The sequence below is a fragment of the Kitasatospora sp. NPDC053057 genome, assembly GCF_044546945.1.
GTDB lineage: Bacteria > Actinomycetota > Actinomycetes > Streptomycetales > Streptomycetaceae > Kitasatospora.
Genome location: NZ_JBITZP010000005.1, coordinates 1 through 21,918, shown reverse-complemented (window position 1 = coordinate 21,918; position 21,918 = coordinate 1). Strand labels below are relative to the sequence as shown.

23 protein-coding genes, 1 tRNA gene and 1 pseudogene are annotated in these 21,918 nt (G+C 71.6%); 10 read left to right on the top strand and 15 right to left on the bottom strand.

What is annotated here, in order from left to right; all coding sequences use genetic code 11:
* Positions 1–339 precede the first annotated feature (339 nt).
* Positions 340–1,038, top strand: a complete 699-nt coding sequence (locus ACIG5E_RS07960; protein ID WP_396532521.1) for a sulfotransferase family protein — start codon at positions 340–342, stop codon at positions 1,036–1,038.
* A 144-nt stretch (positions 1,039–1,182) separates the two neighbouring features.
* Positions 1,183–1,314 (top strand): restriction endonuclease fold toxin-2 domain-containing protein, encoded by a 132-nt coding sequence (locus ACIG5E_RS07955; protein WP_396532312.1) that lies wholly within the window; start codon positions 1,183–1,185, stop codon positions 1,312–1,314.
* 207 nt (positions 1,315–1,521) lie between these two features.
* On the opposite strand, the pseudogene ACIG5E_RS07950 reads toward ACIG5E_RS07955, so the two are convergent.
* From ACIG5E_RS07950 to mca, 3 genes and pseudogenes are all read right to left on the bottom strand, one after another.
* A pseudogene (locus tag ACIG5E_RS07950) lies at positions 1,522–1,639 on the bottom strand (DUF255 domain-containing protein); the annotation flags it as partial.
* Between the two features lie 113 nt (positions 1,640–1,752).
* Positions 1,753–1,944: a hypothetical protein gene (locus ACIG5E_RS07945; protein WP_270144532.1), complete on the bottom strand. Its 192-nt coding sequence runs from the start codon at positions 1,942–1,944 to the stop codon at positions 1,753–1,755.
* Positions 1,945–1,992: 48 nt separating this feature from the next.
* Positions 1,993–2,898: a mycothiol conjugate amidase Mca gene (gene mca / locus ACIG5E_RS07940; protein ID WP_396532311.1), complete on the bottom strand. Its 906-nt coding sequence runs from the start codon at positions 2,896–2,898 to the stop codon at positions 1,993–1,995.
* Between the two features lie 240 nt (positions 2,899–3,138).
* On the opposite strand from mca, the gene ACIG5E_RS07935 reads away from it, so the two are divergent.
* The gene (locus ACIG5E_RS07935; RefSeq protein WP_396532309.1) at positions 3,139–3,552 is read left to right on the top strand and encodes a DUF4307 domain-containing protein; all 414 of its coding nucleotides are present in this window, start codon (positions 3,139–3,141) and stop codon (positions 3,550–3,552) included.
* A gap of 297 nt (positions 3,553–3,849) precedes the next feature.
* Entirely contained in the window at positions 3,850–4,350 is a 501-nt protein-coding gene (gene greA / locus ACIG5E_RS07930) for a transcription elongation factor GreA (RefSeq protein WP_396532308.1), read from the top strand.
* A gap of 83 nt (positions 4,351–4,433) precedes the next feature.
* Here greA and ACIG5E_RS07925 read toward each other — a convergent pair whose 3' ends face one another.
* The 3 genes from ACIG5E_RS07925 to ilvA form a co-directional block, all read right to left on the bottom strand.
* On the bottom strand, positions 4,434–5,297 hold the full coding sequence (locus ACIG5E_RS07925; protein ID WP_396532307.1) for an ABC transporter permease: 864 nt from the start codon (positions 5,295–5,297) through the stop codon (positions 4,434–4,436).
* 1 nt (position 5,298) lies between these two features.
* Positions 5,299–6,405, bottom strand: a complete 1,107-nt coding sequence (locus tag ACIG5E_RS07920) for an ATP-binding cassette domain-containing protein (RefSeq protein ID WP_396532306.1) — start codon at positions 6,403–6,405, stop codon at positions 5,299–5,301.
* 199 nt (positions 6,406–6,604) lie between these two features.
* Positions 6,605–7,816, bottom strand: coding sequence for a threonine ammonia-lyase (gene ilvA / locus ACIG5E_RS07915; RefSeq protein WP_396532305.1), 1,212 nt, complete (start codon positions 7,814–7,816; stop codon positions 6,605–6,607).
* 122 nt (positions 7,817–7,938) lie between these two features.
* On the opposite strand from ilvA, the gene ACIG5E_RS07910 reads away from it, so the two are divergent.
* Positions 7,939–8,418 carry a MarR family winged helix-turn-helix transcriptional regulator gene (locus tag ACIG5E_RS07910; RefSeq protein WP_396532303.1) on the top strand — a complete coding sequence of 160 codons (480 nt, stop codon included), beginning with the start codon at positions 7,939–7,941 and terminating at the stop codon, positions 8,416–8,418.
* An 8-nt stretch (positions 8,419–8,426) separates the two neighbouring features.
* Here ACIG5E_RS07910 and ACIG5E_RS07905 read toward each other — a convergent pair whose 3' ends face one another.
* Positions 8,427–9,581: a cystathionine gamma-synthase gene (locus tag ACIG5E_RS07905; protein ID WP_396532301.1), complete on the bottom strand. Its 1,155-nt coding sequence runs from the start codon at positions 9,579–9,581 to the stop codon at positions 8,427–8,429.
* Between the two features lie 116 nt (positions 9,582–9,697).
* Between ACIG5E_RS07905 and msrA the strand changes: the two genes are divergently transcribed.
* Both msrA and ACIG5E_RS07895 read left to right on the top strand, forming a co-directional pair.
* Complete coding sequence (gene msrA / locus ACIG5E_RS07900) at positions 9,698–10,363, top strand: peptide-methionine (S)-S-oxide reductase MsrA (RefSeq protein ID WP_396532520.1); 666 nt, start codon at positions 9,698–9,700, stop codon at positions 10,361–10,363.
* Positions 10,364–10,515: 152 nt separating this feature from the next.
* Entirely contained in the window at positions 10,516–10,878 is a 363-nt protein-coding gene (locus ACIG5E_RS07895; RefSeq protein ID WP_396532300.1) for a cupin domain-containing protein, read from the top strand.
* A gap of 10 nt (positions 10,879–10,888) precedes the next feature.
* Here ACIG5E_RS07895 and ACIG5E_RS07890 read toward each other — a convergent pair whose 3' ends face one another.
* The 5 genes from ACIG5E_RS07890 to ACIG5E_RS07870 form a co-directional block, all read right to left on the bottom strand.
* Positions 10,889–11,701: a hypothetical protein gene (locus tag ACIG5E_RS07890; RefSeq protein WP_396532299.1), complete on the bottom strand. Its 813-nt coding sequence runs from the start codon at positions 11,699–11,701 to the stop codon at positions 10,889–10,891.
* Entirely contained in the window at positions 11,698–12,255 is a 558-nt protein-coding gene (locus ACIG5E_RS07885; RefSeq protein WP_396532297.1) for a SigE family RNA polymerase sigma factor, read from the bottom strand. The genes ACIG5E_RS07890 and ACIG5E_RS07885 overlap by 4 nt, the downstream gene beginning before the upstream one ends.
* 94 nt (positions 12,256–12,349) lie before the next feature.
* Positions 12,350–13,627, bottom strand: a complete 1,278-nt coding sequence (locus ACIG5E_RS07880) for an Ig-like domain-containing protein (protein WP_396532296.1) — start codon at positions 13,625–13,627, stop codon at positions 12,350–12,352.
* Between the two features lie 189 nt (positions 13,628–13,816).
* Positions 13,817–14,149 (bottom strand): hypothetical protein, encoded by a 333-nt coding sequence (locus ACIG5E_RS07875; RefSeq protein WP_030286581.1) that lies wholly within the window; start codon positions 14,147–14,149, stop codon positions 13,817–13,819.
* Positions 14,150–14,667: 518 nt separating this feature from the next.
* Positions 14,668–16,068 (bottom strand): cystathionine beta-synthase, encoded by a 1,401-nt coding sequence (locus tag ACIG5E_RS07870; RefSeq protein ID WP_396532295.1) that lies wholly within the window; start codon positions 16,066–16,068, stop codon positions 14,668–14,670.
* Positions 16,069–16,281: 213 nt separating this feature from the next.
* Between ACIG5E_RS07870 and ACIG5E_RS07865 the strand changes: the two genes are divergently transcribed.
* The 3 genes from ACIG5E_RS07865 (at position 16,282) to ACIG5E_RS07855 (ending at position 19,846) form a co-directional block, all read left to right on the top strand.
* On the top strand, positions 16,282–17,331 hold the full coding sequence (locus ACIG5E_RS07865) for an SGNH/GDSL hydrolase family protein (RefSeq protein WP_396532294.1): 1,050 nt from the start codon (positions 16,282–16,284) through the stop codon (positions 17,329–17,331).
* 64 nt (positions 17,332–17,395) lie between these two features.
* Positions 17,396–18,616 carry an acetyl-CoA C-acetyltransferase gene (locus tag ACIG5E_RS07860; protein ID WP_396532293.1) on the top strand — a complete coding sequence of 407 codons (1,221 nt, stop codon included), beginning with the start codon at positions 17,396–17,398 and terminating at the stop codon, positions 18,614–18,616.
* 288 nt (positions 18,617–18,904) lie between these two features.
* Complete coding sequence (locus ACIG5E_RS07855) at positions 18,905–19,846, top strand: hypothetical protein (RefSeq protein ID WP_396532292.1); 942 nt, start codon at positions 18,905–18,907, stop codon at positions 19,844–19,846.
* Positions 19,847–19,973: 127 nt separating this feature from the next.
* On the opposite strand, the gene ACIG5E_RS07850 is transcribed toward ACIG5E_RS07855, so the two are convergent.
* The 3 genes from ACIG5E_RS07850 to ACIG5E_RS07840 all read right to left on the bottom strand — a co-directional run bounded on the left by ACIG5E_RS07850 (position 19,974) and on the right by ACIG5E_RS07840 (position 21,515).
* A complete protein-coding gene (locus ACIG5E_RS07850) occupies positions 19,974–20,342 on the bottom strand; it encodes a hypothetical protein (RefSeq protein WP_396532291.1) in 369 nt (122 codons plus the stop codon).
* A gap of 83 nt (positions 20,343–20,425) precedes the next feature.
* Positions 20,426–21,292, bottom strand: a complete 867-nt coding sequence (locus ACIG5E_RS07845; RefSeq protein ID WP_396532290.1) for a Bax inhibitor-1/YccA family protein — start codon at positions 21,290–21,292, stop codon at positions 20,426–20,428.
* Positions 21,293–21,433: 141 nt separating this feature from the next.
* A tRNA-Leu gene (locus tag ACIG5E_RS07840) sits at positions 21,434–21,515 on the bottom strand.
* Positions 21,516–21,918 lie beyond the last annotated feature (403 nt).

The following is a 21,918-nucleotide window of genomic DNA, read 5'->3' as shown; positions in this document are numbered from 1 at the left end:
ACCCACGTCCCAGCCGCATCGCGGGGCCGGTCGCGGGAACCATTCCCACACGAACCACCCAGCCATCCAGCGCCGTGCATAACATGCAAAACCCCTAGTCTGGACTTGTCCATCCGCGATCAACATCATCGACGTTTTCACAGGCCACCCCGGATACACAACGCCAGCATTCGGCATGTTCACGCAATGCATGATCGCGCAGGGGGCGGCCCGTCAACGATCCGCCTTTTCACCCGCAAAGCGGGCATATCCAAGGTCGACGGGCCTGTCAACACTCTTGGAATACGTATCGAGAGACAACCCCTCCACTAGCAGCGCCTCGTTCCCGCCCCCGTCTTCATCCTCTCCCCGATCCGCTCCGGATCGACCCTGCTACGCCGCCTGCTCGGCTCCCACCCCGACGTCCACGCCCCGCACGAACTCCACCTCGTCGGCCTCACCGTCACCGTCGACGACGAGTACACCGACCTCGCCATGCGCACCCTCGGCCTCGGCCGCGAAGACCTCGAACACCTCCTGTGGGACCGGCTGCTGCACCGCCAGCTCACCGAGGCAGGCAAGAACGTTCTGGTCGAGAAGTCCCCTGGGAATGTGTTCATCTGGCGGCGCCTCGCCGCGTGCTGGCCAGAGGCCCGGTACATCGTCCTGCGCCGGCACCCGATCGCCATCGCCGACTCCATCCGCCGCGCCGGCGACGCCGCCGATCTTGCCGAAGCGGCTGTGACTATGGACAAGTTCGCCGCCGCCCTCGATGAGGCCGCCGCCAACCTGCCCAACGTCGCCCACCTCACCTACGAGCAGCTCACCGCCGACCCGGCGGCTGCCTGCAAGGCCCTGTGCGAGCACATCGGCACCCCCTGGGATCCCGCGATGCTGGACTACGGCCGCCACGACCACGGCCCGTTCATCTACGGCATCGGAGACTGGTCGCCCCAGATCACATCCGGGCAGGTCCAGGCCGCCACCCCACTGCCACAGCGCACCGAAGTCCCGCCCCCACTCAAGTCCTGGTGTGAGAAATGGGAGTACGCCGGGTGAGCCGATGAACTGCCTCACGGAGTGCCACGGCAGTTCACCCGACTACCGCAGCACCGCGATGGGCCTGATCCAGAACCACCAAACCGGCAAACGAGACGTCCTGTTCGACAAGGACCGCAGGAACTTCAGAAGTACGCTGCGGCCATGGCCGACCCTCGCAACGAAGGTCAGCTCCGCGGCCTGGAGATCGACACCAACAACCAGGACTCCGCATCGTACTGGCGCACCATGATGGCCGCCTACGGCGTCAAGGGCTACGCCCGCTACGTTCCCTGAAGAGCACGACAAGGACGCGCATGTACACCGAACAGCCGTGGCCCACCGAAGACCAGACCCTGTACTGGATCTTCACCCCGGCCGAAGGCAGCACCTGGGGCATGACCCCCGGAGCGTTCGAGCAAGCCCTGCTGGCTCGCGAGCCCGAGGCGTTCACCCAGCTTCAGGGGAGCGACGGCTGGGACGACGAGGCCGCCGGTACGCCGTCACCCCGCGCCGCCGCGCCTCCTCGAAGGCCTCCACCCCCCCACGGCCACCAGTCGACCGGATTCTCGGCATGCTGCAGCAGGTCCGGCGAGGTCGCGTCCGCGAGACGGCTCGGCATGCCCCCATCCTCGCGCATCGCCCTCCACCCACGCGTCAGGCCGGCCCGGGCCTCGCCGAGTCCGCCGAAGGCCGGTCCCCCGCCGTCGGAGGCGGGGGACCGGCCGTGGCGGGTCACTCCTTCGGGGCTTCCGGCTCCTCCGTGAAGTCGACCTTCTTGAACTGCCGGTTCATCGACTTGGCCAGGAACCACGTCGCCACGCCGAGGGCGGCGAAGACGACGAAGCCGAGGAGACCGGGGGTGACCTTGGCGTCGTCGACGGCGAGGTCAGCGGCGAGGTGGATGAGGTTCACGGGGGCACTCATATCTCTATGGTGGCCCGGCTCACGCCGAGCCGGGCCGTCGGGGGTGGGTCAGTCGCGCACGTCGGCGGCCTCGGCTGCCAGGGTGAGGGTGCGCAGTCCGGCGAACAGGTCGTCCTCCGGGAGGTCCACGTCAATCAGGGTACGGGCGAGCTCGTAGTCCTCGGTGGGCCAGACCTCGCGCTGGACCTCCAGCGGGACGCGGAACCACGGGCCGTCCGGGTCGATCTGGGTGGCGTGGGCGATCAGCGCGCGGTCGCGGGTCTCGAACCAGTCGCCGCAGCGGACCCGGGTGGTGATCTCGCGCTCCTTGCGGCCGCTCTTCTCCCAGCCGGCGATCCACTCGCCGTACGGGGAGTCGTGGCCGTGCTCGGTGAGGTACTTGTGCAGCGCGCGGATGCGGTCCATCGGGAAGCCGTGGTTGTAGTACAGCTTGAGCGGCTGCCAGGGCTCGCCGGCCTCGGGGTAGGCGTCCGGGTCGCCCGCGGCGTCGAAGGCCAGCATGGTGATCTTGTGGGTCATGATGTGGTCCGGGTGCGGGTAGCCGCCGTTCTCGTCGTAGGTCGTGATGACCTGCGGCTTGAACTCGCGGATCAGCCGGACCAGCGGCTCGGCCGCCTCCTTGACGTCCTCCAGGGCGAAGCACCCCTCGGGCAGCGGGGGCAGCGGGTCGCCCTCCGGCAGGCCGGAGTCGACGAAGCCCAGCCAGGCCTGCCCGACGCCGAGGATGGCCCGCGCCTCGTCCATCTCCTTGCGGCGCACCTCGTGGATGTTCTCCTCGATGTACGGGTCCCCCTGGAGCTTGGGGTTGAGAACCGACCCGCGCTCGCCCCCCGTGCAGGTGGCCACGAGCACGTCCACACCCTGCTCGACGTACATGGCCATGGTGGCCGCGCCCTTGCTGGACTCGTCGTCCGGGTGGGCGTGCACCGCCATCAGTCGCAACTGCTCAGTCAACGCCTTGCGTTCCTTCCACATCATCGGGCGTTCCGCGAAGTCCGGTCTGCCCACCGTACGAACCGCTCACTTCGGGACCGCGTCGCCGCAAGGCCGGCCTGCGGCCGGTCTCCGGCGCGGCCGAGCCCCGCCCCCGCCGGACCGGCCGCGGGCGTGCCCCTCCTATAGTGACGGACTGGAGGACCGTCGCATTCCCCTGCACCGCCCGCGCGGCCCCTCCCTAGGAGAGGACGGAGTCCGATGACTGCACAGAGCAACGCCACGCAGCTGCCCGAGGGGCGCTACGGCCGGCGCGGCGACAGCGAGTCGGACCGCCGTCTGAAGGTCGTCGGCGCGGTCTGCGGCGTGCTCGGGCTGGGTCTGATCGCCTGGCTGGGCGGCTCCTACCTGCTGCGCGAGTCGAAGATCAACGGCTCGGTGCCGACCTTCCAGGTGCTCTCCGACTCCGAGGTGCGGCTGCACCTGACCGTGAGCAAGAGCGACGGGACGGCAGGCACCTGCACGGTCCGCTCGCAGAGCGACGACCACGCGGTGGTCGGGGTGGCCGACTTCCCGGTCCCGGCGGCCGGGTCGAACTACGACGCCACCGTCACCCTGCGCACCACCGCCCGCGGCACCACCGCCGAGCTGCTGGGCTGCACCCCGGCGAAGTAGGCGGGAAGTGGGCGGAAGTGGACGCGGAACGGCCCGGGGACGCATATTCGTCCGTCGGAACGGGCATCCGTAGGAAGTCCCGCACCCGGTTCCTGTACACCGTGGCGTAACGCCACCGTCAATGCCACGACGACGCCTCTCCCGCTTGTCGGCAGGACTTGTTACGCTCGTGGTTTCGCCCCTTCCGCACCGGATGGTACGGGAGCGGGCGTTGCTTTGTAGTTGAGACCGATATCACCGACAACCTGCTGACGACTCACACCCTCAGCACAGCCCCAGCACCTACGAGGAGCACCCGTGACCCAGACCAGTGAGAACGTGACCTGGCTCACTCAGGCCGGCTACGACCAGCTCAAGGCCGAGCTGGATCACCTGACCGGGCCCTGGCGCATCGAGATCGCCGAGAAGATCGAGGCGGCGCGCGAGGAGGGCGACCTCAAGGAGAACGCCGGCTACCACGCGGCGAAGGAGGAGCAGGGCAAGACCGAGCTGCGCATCCGCCAGCTGACCCAGCTGCTGGAGCGCGCCAAGGTCGGCGAGGCCCCGGCCGACTCCGGCGTGGTGGCCCCGGGCATGGTCGTCACGGTCGCCTTCGACGGCGACGAGGACGACCTCATGGAGTTCCTGCTCGCCTCGCGCGAGGTGGCGGGCGCCGACGACCTGGACGTCTACTCGCCGCAGTCGCCGCTGGGCCGCGCGATCGACGGCAAGAAGATCGGCGACGAGGCCACCTACGAACTGCCGAACGGCAAGCCGGCCATGGTGAAGATCGTCAAGGTCGTGCCGCACGCCGGCTGACCCGACCCCGAACACCGCCGAGGGCGGCCGCGGAGTCCGAAGGACCCCCGCGGCCGCCCTCGGGCGTTTCCGGCAGTGACGATTCACCCCACGGCCGAGCGGTACTTGCGTACCGACAGCCAGGAGAACACCGCCGTGATCACCAGCGACCACAGCACCGACACCAGCGCCGCGTGCTGCATCGGCCAGGCGCTGTCCACCGGCCCGAGCTGGTTGCCGAAGAGGTCCCGGCAGGCCTGCACCGTCGCGCTGAACGGGTTCCAGTACGCGATGCCCCGCAGCCAGTCCGGCATCGAGCTGACCGGCACGAAGGCGTTGGACACGAAGGTCAGCGGGAACAGCCAGATCAGCCCGGCCGAGGTGGCCGCCTCGGGGCTGCGCACCGACAGTCCGATCAACGCACCGATCCAGGAGAAGGCGTAGCCGAGCAGGAGCAGCAGGCCGAAGGCGCCGAGCGCCCTGAGCACTCCGTCGTGGATCCGCCAGCCGACCGCCAGCGCGACCAGCGCCAGCACGACCACGGTGAACGCGGTCTGGCACAGGTCCGCGAGGGTGCGGCCGACCAGCACCGCCGAGCGAGCCATCGGCAGCGAGCGGAAGCGGTCCACCAGGCCCTTGGTCATGTCCTCCGCGATGCCGGCCGAGGCCCCGGCGGTGGCGAAGGTGACGGTCTGGGCGAAGATGCCGGCCATCAGGAACTGGATGTACGTGTCGGAGCTGGAGTTCGCCCCGGGGATCTTGATCGCTCCGCCCATGACGTACGAGAACAGCAGCACGAACATGACCGGCTGCATGAGCCCGAACACCACGATCTCGGGAATCCTGGACATCCTGCGCAGATTGCGCTTGGCGACCACCCAGGAGTCGTGCAGGGTCGCGGACAGGCCCCGGCGGGGCGTCGGCACCGCCCCGCCGATGGCGTGCCCGATGGTCGTGCCGGTGCTCATCTCAGCGCTCCGTTCCGGCCGTGACGGCCTGCTGCTGGTCGGGGTCCTGACCGCCGTCGCCGTCGGTGCCGCCGCCGCTCTTCCCGCGACCGGGACCGCCCCGGCCGCCCCGGCCGCCCCGGCCTCGGCCCTTGGAGCCGGCGCCGTCGCCGTCGCCGTCCTCGACCGCCTCGGCGACGTGTCCGGTGAGGGTGAGGAAGACGTCGTCCAGGGTCGGGCGGCGCAGGCCGATGTCGTCGATCTCGATGCCCCGGCCGTCCAGTTCGCGGATCGCGTCGGCGAGCACCCGGGCGCCGCCGCTGACTGGCACGGTGATCTTCCGGGTGTTCTTCTCCACCGCCGGCTCGCCCAGCGCGTACCCGGACAGCGCCGCGACCGCGTCCGCGACCAGGCCCGGCTCGTGCACCACGACCTCGATCCGCTCGCCGCCGATCTGCGCCTTGAGCTGGTCGGCGGTGCCACGGGCGATCACCCGGCCGTGGTCGACCACCGCGATGTCGTGGGCGAGCCGGTCGGCCTCCTCCAGGTACTGGGTGGTGAGCAGGAGCGTGGTGCCCTGCTCGACCAGGGTCTCGATGACCTCCCAGAGTGCGAGCCGGTTGCGCGGGTCGAGGCCGGTGGTCGGCTCGTCCAGGAACATCACCGGCGGCCGCACCACCAGTGCGGCGGCCAGGTCGAGGCGACGGCGCATGCCGCCGGAGTACGTCTTGGCGGTGCGGTCCTTGGCCTCGGTGAGGTTGAACCACTCCAGCAGCTCCAGCGCGCGGGCCTTCGCGTCGCGGGTGCGCATCTGGTACAGCTCGCCGACCATGGTGAGGTTCTCGAAGCCGGTCAGGTACTCGTCGACCGCCGCGTACTGGCCGGACAGCCCGATCAGGCTGCGGACCCGGTCCGGGTGCTCGAGGACGTCGACGCCGGCCACCACCGCGCGGCCGGAGTCGGGGCGCAGCAGGGTGGTGAGGACGCGCACGGTGGTGGTCTTGCCGGCGCCGTTCGGGCCGAGCAGTCCGAGCACCGTGCCCTCGGGGACGTCGAGGCTGACGCCGTCCAGGGCTCGTACGTCGCCGAAGGTCTTGACCAGGTTCTCGGCTTGGATGGCTGGCGCCATGGCCTGCCTCATCTCCTCGGGCAAATGTGAGCGATCTGTCCCAATTTGCCCCCCCCCATTCGGGCGCACGGGCGACTCGGTTTCCGACCACCGACACAGAACGCGATGTATCGCGAGTGTGGCAACTCGCGATACATCGCGTCAAGGGGATTTGGAGAAGAGGGGTTCGAAAATCGGAGAAGGGGAGTCGAACAAGCGCTCAGCCCGCGACCACGTACCCCGCGTCCCGCAACTCGCCCACCACCAGCGCGCAGTGCTCCGGCCCCTTGGTCTCCAGGTGCAGGTCCACCTCGACCTCGGTGAGCCCCAGCCGCGGGTCGATCCGGACGTGCGCGACGTCCAGCACGTTGGCGTCCACCCTGGTCAGCACCCCCAGCAGGTCCGCCAGCGAGCCCGGTTTGTCCGTCAGCCGCACCCGCAGCGACAGGTAGCGCCCGGCGGCCGCCAGCCCGTGCCGCAGCACCCGCTGCATCAGCTGCGGGTCGATGTTGCCACCGGACAGCACCGCCACCACCGGGCCCTCGAAGGAGTCCGGCTGCTCCAGCAGCGCCGCGATCGGGGCCGCCCCGGCCGGCTCGACCACCAGCTTCAGCCGCTCCAGGCCGAGCAGCAGGGCCCGTGACAGGGCGTCCTCGGAGACCGTGCGGATGCCGTCCGCCAGGGTGTTGACCACCTCGAACGGGATGTCCCCGGGGCGCCCGACCATGATCCCGTCGGCCATGGTGGCGAAGTGCTCCAGCGTCACCGGCCGCCCGGCCGCCAGCGAGGGCGGGTACGCGGCCGCGGCCGCCGCCTGCACCCCGACCACCCGGACGTCCGGCCGCAACGGCTTGACCGCCGCCGCGATCCCGGCCAGCAGCCCGCCGCCGCCCACCCCGACCAGGATGGTGCGCACCTCGGGGCACTGCTCCAGGATCTCCAGGCCGACGGTCGCCTGGCCGGTGACCACGTCCCAGTGGTCGAAGGGGTGGATGAACACCGCCCCGGTCGCCTCCGAGTACCGCTGCGCGGCCTGCAGCGCCTCGTCCACCGTGGTGCCGTGCAGCCGCACCTCGGCGCCGTACTCACGGGTGGCCGCGACCTTCGGCAGCGGCGCCGCGACCGGCATGAACACGGTCGAGCGAACCCCCAGCAGCGAGGCCGCCAGCGCCACCCCCTGGGCGTGGTTCCCGGCGCTCGCCGCCACCACCCCGCCGGCCCGCTGCACCGGTGAGAGTCCCGCGATCCGCACGTACGCCCCGCGCAGCTTGAAGGAGCCGGTGCGCTGGAGGTTCTCGCACTTCAGGTGGACCGGCGCGCCGATCAGCCCGGACAGGTGCCGGCTGCCCTCCATCGGAGTCACCCGGGCGACCCCGGCGAGCATCTTCTGGGCGCCGCGGACGTCGTCGAGGGTGATCGGCCAGTTGTGCATGATCCCAGCCTAGGGCTCGCGGCAGCGGCAATCGGGGACGTCGGTCCTGTTCCCGGGCCCGCTCCGCCCGCGTACGCTGCTGCTTCTGAGCTTCTCTCACCGCATGACGATCGTGAGCCGCGATGACGACGACCTCGCCCCAGGCCACCGACCGAACCGAGCCCGTGCACACCCAACTCCAGTACCAGCTGGCGGTGTTCGCCCGCCGGATGGAACAGGTCCGGACCTCCGGCGGCGTCGGCACGCTGGACCGGGCCGCCTACCTGCTGCTCGACCGCCTGGAGCGGCACGGGCCGGCGAACGTCAAGGCGCTGGCCGAGGCGCTCGGTGTGGACTCCTCCACGGTGACCCGCCAGGTCGCCCCGCTGGTCGCGGCCGGGCTGGTCGGCCGGGTGCAGGACCCGGCCGACCGCCGCGCGGTACGGCTCGCGCTGACCTCCTGCGGCACCGGTCGGCTAGCCGAAGTCCGGGACGGGCGGGCCGAGTTGACCCGCCGCCTGGTGGCCGACTGGCCGCCCGAGGAGCAGCAGGCGTTCTGCACCCTGCTGGCCCGCTTCAACCTCGCGATGGAGTCGTACACGGCGGACCAGCAGGGGCAGTGAGACACGCCCTAACCGAGCGCCTGCTTGAGGTCGGCCAGCAGGTCGTCGATGGACTCGATGCCCACCGAGACGCGCACCAGGTCGGCCGGCACCTCCAGCGGCGAACCGGCCGCCGAGGCGTGGGTCATCCGGCCCGGGTGCTCGATCAGCGACTCCACGCCGCCCAGCGACTCGCCCAGGGTGAACAGCTGCGCGCGGTTGCAGACCTCGACGGCCGCCTCCTCGCCGCCGGCGACCCGGAACGAGACCATGCCGCCGAAGGCCTTCATCTGCTTGGCGGCGATGTCGTGGCCGGGGTGCTCGGGCAGGCCCGGGTAGAGCACCTGGCTGACCTTGGGGTGGCTGCTCAGCAGCTCGGCGACCTTCTCCGCGTTGGAGCTGTGCCGGTCCATCCGGACGCCCAGGGTCTTGATGCCGCGCAGCACCAGCCAGGCGTCGAACGGCCCGGAGACGGCGCCCATCGCGTTCTGGTGGTACGCGACCTCCTCGCCGAGGCCCGCCTCGGCCAGCACCAGCGCACCGCCGACCACGTCCGAGTGGCCGCCCATGTACTTGGTGGTGGAGTGCACGACCGCGTCCGCGCCGAGCGAGATCGGCTGCTGCAGGTACGGGCTGGCGAAGGTGTTGTCGACCACCAGCAGCGCACCGGCGCCGTGCGCGACCTCGGCGAGCCCGGCCAGGTCGGTGATGCCCAGCAGCGGGTTGGACGGGGTCTCCACCCACACCGCGCGGGTGTTCGGGCGCAGCGCGGCCCGGACGTCGTCCAGCTTCTGGGTGTTGGCGACGGAGAACTCGACGCCCCAGCGGGTCAGCACCTTGGCGAACAGCCGGAAGGTGCCGCCGTAGGCGTCGTTGGGGATCACGATGTGGTCGCCCGGCTTGAGGATGGTGCGCAGCAGGGTGTCCTCGGCCGCCAGGCCGGAGGCGAAGGCGAGGCCGCGGGCGCCGCCCTCGAGCGCCGCGAGGCACTCCTCCAGCGCGGTGCGGGTCGGGTTGGCGCTGCGGCTGTACTCGTAGCCGCCCCGCAGGCCGCCCACCCCGTCCTGCTTGTAGGTGGACACCTGGTAGATGGGCGTGACGACGGCCCCGGTCTGGGGGTCTGCTTCCTGACCCGCGTGGATGGCGAGGGTCTCGAAGCCGTGGGGAAGCTGGTGCTCGGTCATGGCTCCGAGCCTAATGGCCGTACGGCCGCGCGCTCGCCGGAATCGGCGGACCGGAATCCGCGGGCGGCCCGGTGCGTTTAACCCTGGGCAACCCTTCCTACCCGCTGGAGCAGGCCGTGCTGTTCAACCGCCACAAGACCTCGCTCGTCCCCGCCGATCAGGCGCTGCCCGGCCGCCAGGCCCCGGGCTTCGCCCTGACCGAGCCGCACACCGTGCTCGGCCACCCGCTCACCGGGCCCTACCCGGAGGGGTTGGAGGTGGCCGACTTCGGGCTGGGCTGCTTCTGGGGCGCCGAGCGCACGTTCTGGCGGCTGCCCGGCGTCTGGACGACGCTGGTCGGCTACCAGGGCGGCCACACGCCCAACCCGACGTACGAGGAGGTGTGCAGCGGGCTGACCGGGCACACCGAGGCGGTCCGGGTGGTGTTCGACCCGGCGGTGATCTCCTACGAGCGGCTGCTGAAGGCCTTCTGGGAGGCCCACGACCCGACCCAGGGCAACCGCCAGGGCAACGACGTGGGCACCCAGTACCGCTCCGCGCTCTACACCCACTCCCCCGCCCAGGCCGCCGCCGCGACCGCCACCCGGGACGCCTTCCAGCCCGCGCTGACCGCGCTCGGTTACGGCCCGATCACCACCGAGATCGCCCCGGCCGGCCCCTTCTACCCGGCCGAGCCGTACCACCAGCAGTACCTGTCGGACGCCAAGAACCCCAACGGGTACTGCGGTCTGGGCGGCACCGGCGCCTCCTGCCCGATCGGCGTGGCCCGCACCCAGGACTGACCTCCGCCGCCCGGCCCGGCCCGGCCCGGCTGGGGAACGGCCACTCAAGGTGACCGCTCCCCGGCCCGGGCGCAGACTGGAATGGCCGGAGAGGGCTGGCCCGGCCACCCCCCGGTGGCCGGGCCGAGCCGTCGTGTGGAGAGGAGTGCGCCATGGCCGGTCTCTACCAGCGGAACTTCGACGATCCCGAGGAAGTCCGCCCCTTCGAGGAGGGCACGGGGGAGCTTCGGCTGGTCAACCTGGACGCGGGCCCGGTGGGCCGGGCCGTGTTCGAGCCGGGTTGGCAGTGGTCCAAGCACGTGAAGCCGATCGCCAAGACCGACAGCTGCCAGGCGGCCCACGCCGGGTACGTGATCTCCGGCCGGATGAAGCTCGTCATGGACGACGGCCAGGAGTGCGAGGTCGGCCCCGGCGATCTGATGATCTGCCCGCCCGGGCACGACGCCTGGACGGTTGGCGACCAGGCCTGTGTGATCGTCGACTGGCAGGGCTTCGCGGACTACGCGAAGCGGTGACCGGGCCCGGTCACAGCCGGTCCGGGGCCTTCACCTCGGTGCCGTCCGCCGCGAAGCCGGACAGCGTCGCCAGCAGCCTGCCCCCGGCGTCGTACGCCCCGAGCGCCGGGCTGGCCGGCGGGCGGTGCCGGTTCGCATCGGGCGCCGGCATCGGGGGCAGGACGACGTAGTAGCCGATCCAGCCCTTCATCCCGGTGGTGGTGACGAGCGTGGCGAGGGTCGGTTTGCCGTCGTAGAACGCGACGATCCGGGCTGGCGTCGGACCGATGTAGAAGCTGGCCACGACGGACCTGTCCCGGTCGCCGTGCGTCTGGGCGGCGATGTTGGGCCTGTCGTGCTCCAGGTTGTCGCTGCGCATGTCCCGGCAGCCGCTACCGGAGCCCCAGGTGCCGCCGACCCGGTAGTCGTCGCACTTCTCGTTCGCGGTGACCCACATCTGGGCCCCGTCGACGATCTCGATCTTCTCCCCGGGGGCGACCTGCCGCACCGGTGAGAGCGGCAGCGAGGTCGTCGTCGGGGCCGGAATGGCTGTCGGAGAGGCGGCCGGGGCAGCCGGGGCGGCCGGGACCAGGGCGGTCGCCCCCGCAGAGGCGGTCCGTGCCGCCCCCGCCTCTGCCCTGGCGTCCCCGGTCGGCCGGGCGCCGCCGGCCGTCAGTGCCGTCGCCCCGCAGACCAGCGCCACGGCCAGGGCGGCCGCCCCGGCCCCCACCCTGCGCCGGGCGCGGCGCCGCCGGGCGCCGGCGATGACCGCCGCCGGCTCCGGCCCGGCCGCGTGCGGGTCCTCGTTCCTGAACAGCTCTCCGAGTCGGTCCTCGAAGCTCATACCGTCACCTCGATGTGCGCCATGGGACCCGCCGGGCCGCCGGTGCGGTCGGCGAGTTCGGGGTGTGCGCGCAGCTTCGACAGCGCCCGGTTGAGCGTGCTCTTCACGGTGCCCCGGGCGATTCCCAGTTCGGCCGCGATGGCGGCCTCGGTGAGGTCCCCGTAGTACCGCAGCACCACGACCGTCCGCTCCCGGCGGGTGAGGGTGCCCAACGCCTGGTGCAGCAGCGCCCGTTCGGCCTGCCGTTCGGCGAGGTCCTCGGCCAGCGGCCGGTCGGGGGTGTGGTCGGTGGGCAGTTCGCGGTTGCGCAACCGGCGCCACCAGTCGCGGTGCTGGTTCACCACGATCCGGCGGACGTACGCGGTGGGGTCGTCGCCGGTGATCCGGTGCCAGTGCAGGTAGGCACGTTCCAGCGCCGACTGCACGATGTCCTTGGCCCGCTCCGGATCGCCGGTCAACAGCTCGGCCAGCCGCAGCAGTTGGCGGCCGCTCCCGGCGACGAACGCGCTGAACTCGGCGTCCTGTCGCTGTCTCTGCTCGCGTTTCACACCCATCTGACTCCTCGGGCGGACCGCGAGGTTCGGTCCGCCCGGGAGGTTTCTTCAGAGACGCGGGTCAGCAGCGGCGCAGCTGCCGCCCGGACGCGGGTCAGACCGCGCTGCCGGCCTTCCAGTCGGCCCAGCTCAGGTTCCAGCCGTTCAGACCGTTGTCCGGGGCGACGGTCTTGTCGCCGGAGTTCACGACCTCGACCACGTCGCCGACCATCGAGGACTTGTAGAACTTGTAGCCGTCCGTGCTGCTGTCCGAGGCGCCCTTGGCGTCCTGCAGGCCGACGCAGCCGTGGCTGGTGTTCTGCCCGCCGAAGATCGACGGCGAGGACCAGTAGTTGCCGTGGATGAAGGTGCCGGAGGTGGTCAGGCGCTGGGCGTGCGGCACGTCGGCGATGTCGTACTCGCTGCCCAGGTTGACGGTCTGCGAGTTCATCCGGGTCTGGGTGAACTGCTCGGAGATGACCATCTTGCCGCCCCAGGTGGTGTGCTCGGGGGCGCCGCCGGAGATCTTGTAGACGGCGCTGACCTGGCCGTCCGTGGTGACGGTGAGCTTCCTGGTGCCGAGGTCGGCGACGCTGGTCTGGGCGCGGCCGATGGTGAAGCTGACGTCCTTGGACTGGGTGCCGTAGACGCCCTTGGCGCCCTCGACGTCCTTGAGGCGCAGCTTCAGGGTGACCTTGGTGCCCTTGGCCCAGTACTCCTGCGGCCGGAAGTCGAGGCGGGTGCTGGAGAACCAGTGGCCGACGATCTCGACGCCCGGCTCGGCTATCACGGTGATCGCCGACTGGACGGCCTTCTTGTCCGTGATCGGCTTGCTGAAGTTGATCGAGACCGGCATGCCGACACCGACCACCGAGCCGTCCTCGGGGGTGAAGTAGCCCACGAAGGTGTTGGCCGGGGTCGCCGTGGTGAAGGTGGCGTTGGCGTCCGCCTCCAGCTTGTCCTTGTCGGCGCCGCTGGCGGTGACGGAGTACTTGGTACCGCTGGCCGGGGCCGCCGCCGAGGTCCAGCTGGTGTTGTCGGAGGAGAGCTGGCCGGCCAGCTCCTTGCCGGTGGAGTCGGTGACCTTGACGGTGGTCAGGGTGCCGTTGCTGACCGTGACCTTGACCGGCTCGCTGAAGCTGGCGCCGGTGGTGCCGTCCGCGGGGGTGACGGTGATCACGGCGGCCGAGGTCTTCGGGGTGGCGCCGCCGCCCGAGCCCGGGGTGCCGCTGGCGCCGCCACCGCCGGAGCCGGCGTTGCCGCCACTGCCGCCGCCGCTGTTGTCGTTGCAGGCCGCGAGCAGCAGGACCGGCGCACCGATCAGGCCCGCGAGCACTCCGCGTCGGCTCCAGTTGCCCCCGGCCACCCGCCCCTGACCGTCCCGTGCCGTCACGTCGCGTCTCCCTGCTGAATTCTTCCCGGGCGATTACGGATACAGAAACGCAATCCGGCTGCTCACGGTTCCATCACCGAAGGGTAAGCGATCGTATGAGATGACCCAACTTCCCGCTGAACATGGACAAAACGCCCGGCCCGCCGAGAGCGGACCGGGCGTTCACGGGCAGTCACGGCACGTCGGCCGCTACTCGGCGGACTCCTCCACCGTGTACTCGTCCCACTCCTCGCTCTCGGGGTCGAACTCGGTCTGCGCCGACTCCCAGGTCGCCGAGGCGAGCTCGACGCCCGGGACGTCGCCGAGCAGCGCGACGGGGTCGATGAAGTGGGCGAGCGAACCCGACGGGTCCACCTCGATGGCCTCGACGGACTGGGCCCGCTCCTCGTCGTCGAGGTACTCGTCCCCGGCGACCTGCTGCAGGGCCGCCGCCTTGAGGGCGCCCTCGTCGGTGATCTCCGCGATGAGCTCGATCTTGAGCTTGACGTAGCGCGGGGCGTCGGTCGTTTCAGTGCTGGTCATGCGTGCGAGCGTACGGGAACGAAGGCACCCCGGCGCGCACACGGAGGCCGGGCGAACGGGAAGGGCCGGCCCTGGGAACAGGACCGGCCCCACCGTCTTCTCCGCATCGGCTCCCCCACCCGGGAACCGCGGAGCCGCGCCGTGCGGCGCGGTGATCGCCGCGGGAGCCGCCGCACCCTGTCGACCGGCCGGAGCCGGACAGGGGCGGGACGACGGCGCCTCCCGCGGAGGGCCCCTCCCTCCGATGCCGGTCGGGGAGGGCGGACACGGTGGCCGGGTCAGGACCGTCCGACGTGTCCGGAGCCGGCCGCGCCCGCCGGGGAGCCGCTCCCGGTCGACCGCTGCCGTCTCGCTCGGCGTCTCGCCGTTGACCACCACGATGCCGGAGCGTTGTTAACCACGTGCTGCGGGCAGGTGACGCCGGTGTACCACTTCGCCCGTGGACGAATCCCTCCGATCCGTCCACGGGCGAAGCCGGGTGAGCGGGCGTCAGCGCGTACCGACGCCGCGAGCGGGCGTCAGTGCGCGCCGCGGGTGGTCAGGAAGCCGAGCAGGTCCTGCCGGGTGACGATGCCCTGCGGCTTGCCCTCGACCAGCACGACCGCCGCGTCGGCCTTCTCCAGCACGGTCATCAGGTTGGTGACGGTCTCGCCCGACCCGACCACCGGCAGCGGCTTGGACATCACCTTGTCCAGGGTGTCGGTCAGCTCGATCTCCTTGGCGAAGATGCCCTCCAGCAGCAGCTTCTCCACCACCGAGCCGATCACCTCGCCGGCCATGATGTCCGGGTGGCCGGCGCCCGGGGAGACCACCGGCATCTGCGAGACGCCGTACTCGCGCAGCACCCGGACCGCCTCGGCGACCGTCTCGTTCGGGTGCATGTGGACGAACTGCGGGACGCCGCCCTGCTCCATGGACTCCTTGCGGGCCAGCACCTCGCCGATGTGGGCCTCGTCGGTGGAGGAGGGCAGGAAGCCGTAGTCGGCCATCCAGTCGTCGTTGAAGATCTTCGACAGGTAGCCGCGGCCGCCGTCCGGCAGCAGCACCACGACGACGTCGTCCGGCCCGAGCTTGCGGGCCACCTCCAGCGCGGCCACCACGGCCATGCCGCAGGAGCCGCCGACCAGCAGGCCCTCCTCCTTGGCCAGGCGGCGGGTCATCTGGAACGAGTCCTTGTCGGAGACCGCGACGATCTCGTCCGCGACGTTGCGGTCGTAGGCGGTCGGCCAGAAGTCCTCACCGACGCCCTCGACCAGGTACGGACGGCCGGTGCCGCCCGAGTAGACCGAGCCCTCCGGGTCGGCGCCGACGACCTTGACCTTGCCGCCGGAGACCTCCTTCAGGTAGTTGCCGGTGCCGGAGATGGTGCCGCCGGTGCCGACGCCCGCCACGAAGTGGGTGATCTTCCCGTCGGTCTGCTCCCACAGCTCCGGACCGGTGGAGTGGTAGTGCGAGGCCGGGTTGTCCGGGTTGGAGTACTGGTCCGGCTTCCAGGCGTTCGGGGTCTCGCGGACCAGGCGGTCGGAGACGTTGTAATAGGAGTCCGGGTGCTCCGGGGCGACGGCGGTCGGGCAGACGACCACCTCGGCACCGTAGGCGCGCAGAGTGTTGATCTTGTCAGTGGACACCTTGTCGGGACAGACGAAGATGCACTTGTAGCCCTTCTGCTGGGCCACGATCGCCAGGCCGACGCCGGTGTTGCCGGAGGTCGGCTCCACGATCGTGCCGCCCGGCTTGAGGGCGCCCGAGGCCTCGGCGGCCTCGATCATGCGCATCGCGATGCGGTCCTTCACCGAGCCGCCGGGGTTGAAGTACTCGACCTTCGCCAGCACAGTCGCGCTGATGCCCTCGGTGACCTTGTTCAGCTTGACCAGCGGCGTGTTGCCGACCAGGTCGATGATCGAGTTGTGGTACCGCACGGGGGTCCTCCCGGTCTATGGGCATGCGAGTGCATTCGGTACTGCAAAGCCTAGGGCGTGGGTGGCGCCCCGGGGTTCCCCTCCGGCGCACCGCCCCCAATGGCCCACCCCCACCCGTGCCCCCGGTACTCCCACCCCCGGTGCGGGTAAGAGCGCTGTGCAGGCGTTGCCGTGCCCGGAGGGGACGGCACGATGACGCGAAGGGGGCGCCGGATGCCAGGCGCACAGGACTCGCGGGCCCGGGTGGCCCGCCGGATCGCCACCGCGGCTGCGTACGGCGGCGGCGGGCTGGGGCTGCTGGGCGTGGGCCTGGTGGGCGTGCTGCTGACCGAGAGCAAGCTCGCCATCCAGGCCATCGGCGTCCTGGAGACCGTCCCGCCCAAGGCCGACGGCGTCTACGGCGAGGCCTTCGCCGACCGCTGCGCCGCCCCGCAGGCACCGCTGGTGCTGGCCGTCCTCGGCGACTCCACCGGCGCCGGCCTCGGGGTGGCCCGGGCCCGCGAGACCCCGGGCGCGCTGCTGGCCGCCGGTCTGGCCTCGGTGGCCGAGCGCCCGGTGCGGATGGTCAACGTGGCCCGCTCCGGCGGCCGTTCCGCCGACCTCTCCGGCCAGCTGGAGCAGGCACTGCGGCACCGCCCGGACATCGCAGTGATCATGGTCGGGGCCAACGACGTGACCAGGCACAGCCCCGCCCAGCTCGCCGTCCGCCAGCTCGGCGAGGCCGTCGCCGCCCTGCGCGCCAACGGCTGCGAGGTGGTGGTGGGCACCTGCCCGGATCTCGGGACGATCAAGCCGGTGCGCCCGCCGCTGCGCTGGGTGGCCCGGCGGCTGAGCCGCCAGCTGGCCGCCGCGCAGACCATCGCCGTGGTGGAGGCGGGCGGCCGCACCGTCTCGCTGGGCTCACTGCTCGGCCCGGAGTTCGCCGCCCGCCCGGAGATGTTCGCCGCCGACCGCTACCACCCCTCCGCCCAGGGCTACGCCACCGCCGCGATGGCCGTCCTGCCCTCGGTGTGCGCCGCGCTGGGCCTGTGGCCGGAGGAGGAGCGCCCGAACGCGGCCGTCCCGGGCGAGACCGTGCTGCCGGTCGCGGTGGCCGCCGCCGCGGCGGCCGGGCGGGCGGGCACCGAGGTGGCGGCCGTGGAGGCGGAGGGCGCGGGCCGGCGCTGGGCCCTGCTGCGCCACCGGCTGCGGGTCGGCCCGGAGGCGGGGGAGGGCCCCGGGAACACGTCGGCCAGCTCACACGCCGGGGCCGGTGACGGTTGAGCTACCAACCGGTAGCTTTCCTCCCGGACCGCCAGTCCGTCGTCACTCAGCGAGGAGCACCGCAATGCCCGAAGCCGTCATCGTCAGCGCCGCCCGTTCGCCGATCGGCCGGGCCTTCAAGGGCTCGCTCAAGGACGTCCGCCCGGACGACCTGACCGCCCACGTCATCCAGGCCGCCCTCGCCAAGGTCCCGCAGCTCGACCCGCGCCAGATCGACGACCTGATGCTCGGCTGCGGCCTGCCCGGCGGCGAGCAGGGCCACAACCTGGCCCGCATCGTGGCCGTCCAGATGGGCATGGACTACCTGCCCGGCGCCACCATCACCCGCTACTGCTCCTCCTCGCTGCAGACCACGCGGATGGCGCTGCACGCGATCAAGGCCGGCGAGGGCGACGTCTTCATCTCGGCCGGCGTCGAGACCGTCTCGCGCAGCATCAAGGGCACCTCGGACGGCCTGCCGGGCACCATGAACCCGATCTTCGACGAGGCCCAGGCCCGCACCGCCAAGCGCGCCGAGGAGGGCGGCGGCCAGTGGCACGACCCGCGCGAGGACGGCCTGCTGCCGGACGCCTACATCGCGATGGGCCAGACCGCCGAGAACCTGGCCGCACTCAAGGGCATCACCCGCGCCGAGCAGGACGAGTTCGGCGTCCGCTCGCAGAACCTCGCCGAGGCCGCCATCAAGGCCGGCTTCTGGGAGCGCGAGATCACCCCGGTCACGCTGCCGGACGGCACCGTGGTCAGCACCGACGACGGCCCGCGCGCCGGCGTGACCGTGGAGGGCGTGTCCGGCCTGAAGCCGGTCTTCCGCCCGGACGGCACCGTCACCGCCGGCAACTGCTGCCCGCTGAACGACGGCGCGGCCGCGCTGGTCATCATGTCCGACACCAAGGCCCGCGAGCTCGGCATCACCCCGCTCGCCCGGGTGGTCTCCACCGGCGTCAGCGCCCTCTCCCCCGAGATCATGGGCCACGGCCCGGTCGAGGCCTCCAAGCAGGCGCTCCGGCGGGCCGGCCTGACCATCGACGACATCGACCTGGTCGAGATCAACGAGGCCTTCGCCGCCCAGGTGATCCCCTCCTACCGCGACCTGGGCATCGACCTGGACAAGCTGAACGTCAACGGCGGCGCCATCGCGGTCGGCCACCCCTTCGGCATGACCGGCGCCCGGATCACCACCACGCTGATCAACTCCCTGCAGTGGCACGACAAGCAGTTCGGCCTGGAGACCATGTGCGTCGGCGGCGGCCAGGGCATGGCCATGGTCATCGAGCGCCTCAGCTGACCCACCCGCGCCTCCGAAGGGTCTGGACCACCCATTTGGAGTGACGCAGCGTAATTGAGGGCCGGATCACACCGCGAGGTCGATCCGGCCCTCTTCTCCGTCATTTCCGACCCCGGAATCGACACTGCGGAGCGGATCAACTCCACTGCGTAGAACGGTGTTACCTAACAATTTGGGGACAAGAGCGAAAGTCCCGGACGAATTAGACATTCGCCACTGCGGTAACAGCCCCGCATGCGGCAGTGTGGACACGTAACCCCGTTCCGCTCCTCGCTAGGAGTACGTTCCGTGAGCGCCGTCTACACCATCCTGCTGCTGATCCTGATCACCGTGTCGACCGCCGTGCTGCTCCGCCTCCGCGGGATCTCCCGCCGGCTGGACGCGCAGGCCGCGGCCCCGGCCGTGCCCGCACCGGTGGACGAGGCCGCGATACGCCGGGCCGTCGCCGAGGCGCTCGCCGCCGACCGCGAGCGGGAGATCACCGAGGCCCGGGCGTTCTGGGCCGAGCAGGAGGCCCGCGCGGCCGAGGACGCACCGCTGTTCGACTCCCCGTTCACCGGGACCTTCACCGACGCCGACGAGTGGCCGCTGTTCTTCCCCCGCCCCACCGGCCCGCAGGACGCCGCGGACAACTCCGGGACGATGGACCCGGAGTTCGGCGAGGCGCTGCGCTCCGCGCTGGAGGACCTGATCAGCGAGGGCGGCACCGGCCCGGCCGAGCCCGGCACCGAGGGCGGCACCCCGCTGCGCCCCGGCCACCCGGTCGGCGAGACCGCCAAGGACGCCCGGGCCCGCCGTGAGGCCGACCTGCTGGCCACCGGCCTGGAGGCCGGACTGCTGGACGCCGAGCCGGCCGTGGAGGACGCCCCGGTCGCCGCGCCCGATCCGCGCCGCCACCCCTCGCACCCCGACTTCGTGCCGAGCCAGACGCCCTCCCACGAGTGGACCGACACCCGGCTCGCCGCCCTCGCCGAGGAGGCCGTCGCCCTGATCGACGTCCGCCCGGGCCCGCTGGGCACCCTGGACGTGTACGCCTTCGCCGACGGCACCACGCTGTGCGTGGCCCCGGGCGACCGGGAGGCCGCCTACCGGCTGATCGACGCGGTCCGTGCCGGTGAGCACGTCCGACTGCTCGGCGGCTCGCGGTTCTCCGGCTCGTACTCGCTGACCTTCTCGACCGACGACGAGGCCGTCTACGTGCTCGCGGACCGGGTGGTCGCCAGCATCTGACGCCACCTCATCCACGCAGCGGGACCGAAGGCCGGCCGGGTCAAGGGGTTAGCAACCGGGCCGGCCTTCGGCGTGTCCGCGTCCGTAGCCACTCCGGGGATCGGGCACGTCAGGCACGTCAGGCACGTCAGGCACAGAGTTCGGCGGTCTCCCGCACTGCGGCCACCGCCCCGGCCAGCACCTCGCCCGCCGCCACCGGCCCGTCCGGCAGCGCCACCGCGGCGCCCTCCGGCAGCGCCGTCAGCGCGGCCGCCAGGTCGTGCCCGGCGACGGCCAGCTGGTCCCCCGCCGCGAAGGCCCCGGCGTCCGGGAACTCCCGCTCAGGCCCGCCCTCCGCCGCCAGCGCGAGCCCGGCCAGCCGCCGGGCCAGCGCCAGCACGGCCGCCGCCCGCGAGGGGTACCCGGGCACCGCGCCCAGCAGCTTGCTCTGCGGCAGCGAGCGGAAACGATCCGCCAGTTTGTCGACGGCTTCGACCAGGGGCTGTACGTCATGCATGCACAGGAGCCTAACCAAACGCCGCCGGGCCCCGGAGCGGCGTGCTCCGGGGCCCGGCGGCAGTGGTACGGCGGGGGTGGGCGTCAGTCGTCGCCGCGCAGGCTCGCGATGAGGCGCATCATCTCGACGTAGATCCACACCAGCGAGAAGGTGAGCCCGAAGGCGGCACGCCAGGCCTCCTCCTGCCGGGCGCCCCGGGCGATCGCCTCCTCGACCTCGCTGAAGTCCAGCGTCAGGTAGAACGCGCCGAGGGCGACGCCGAGCAGGCCGATGCCGACGCCCAGCGGGCCTCCCCAGGTGTTGAGGCCGCCGCCGAAGGCCCAGGCGATGCAGTTGATCAGCAGCAGCCCCGAGAAGCCCAGGCCGATCGCGAGGCCGATCCTGCGGTACTTCGAACCGACCCGGAGCCGACCGCTCTTGTAGACGTAGAGCGTCGCACCGAAGACCACCGCCGTGCCCAGCACCGCCTGGATCGCGATGCCGGACCAGATGGTGTTGAGGACGTGGGTGAGCGCACCCAGCGCGAAGCCCTGGAAAGCCGCGTAGGTCAGGACCAGGGCGGGGCTGATCTTCTCCCGGAACTGGACCACCAGACCGACGATCGCGGCGACCAACGAGGCGCCGATCGCGAAGCCGTAGTTCTCGAACGGCAGGGTCAGCCAGGACACCGCGCCGGCCGCGACCACGGTCAGCAGCGTCATCGCGGTGCGGGCGACCACGTCGTCGAGCGTCATCCGCCCGGTGGCCGCGGGGCCGGCCGACTGCCCGTTGTACATCTGGTAGAGCTGCTCGTCCGTCAGCGGGCCCTGCCCCTGGGGCTGGGCGTACTGCGTCCCCGCGTAGGGGTTGCCGTACGGGCCCCCGGCCTGACCGCTCGTTCCGAACCCCGCGTAACCGGGCTCGCGGGTGAACGACCCTTCCCGCGAGAAGACCGGGTTGCTGCTTCTCATTGCTCATTCCCTCCGTGGCGGCACTGCACCGCCCGCGCACCAGGGTAATGGCTTGGCAAAAATTACGGGATACGCCGCGAGGAGGATTCGGTGAACGACTCCCGGCGGGGGCGCCGGCGGCGCCCCCGCGGGTCGTCGCGGTGCCCGGAGCCGGACTCGAACCGGCACGGCCTCGCGGCCAAGCAGTTTTAAGCTGCCCGTGTCTGCGTTCCACCATCCGGGCGTTCTGCGAACCACCCCTGAGAGTAGTCGCCCGGATCACCCTTTCGCATGTTCCTGGCCCGGGAAGTTGTCATGTTTCCTTGCCATCTGACGAACTGTTCGGCATCCGGCCACGAAGCACGTGATTCCGGCCACCGCGCCGGAGCTCAGGGTCCCCGTCATACCGGAGGAGGAGGGTGCCACCCCTCCCTACGCCCTGCGGTGGTCGGGCCAACCGTCCGGCGGAGCGACGCCGGACCATGATCACGTAGCGGAGCATGGAGGTACGAATCCGCGAACCAGCAAGGAGCACCCCCGTGACCACGCCGACCGCAACCGCCGTCCACACCGGCCTGGCGGCCGCCCGCGCCACCGGTCTGAACAAGGTCTACGGGGAGGGGGACACCCGGGTCGTCGCCCTCGAC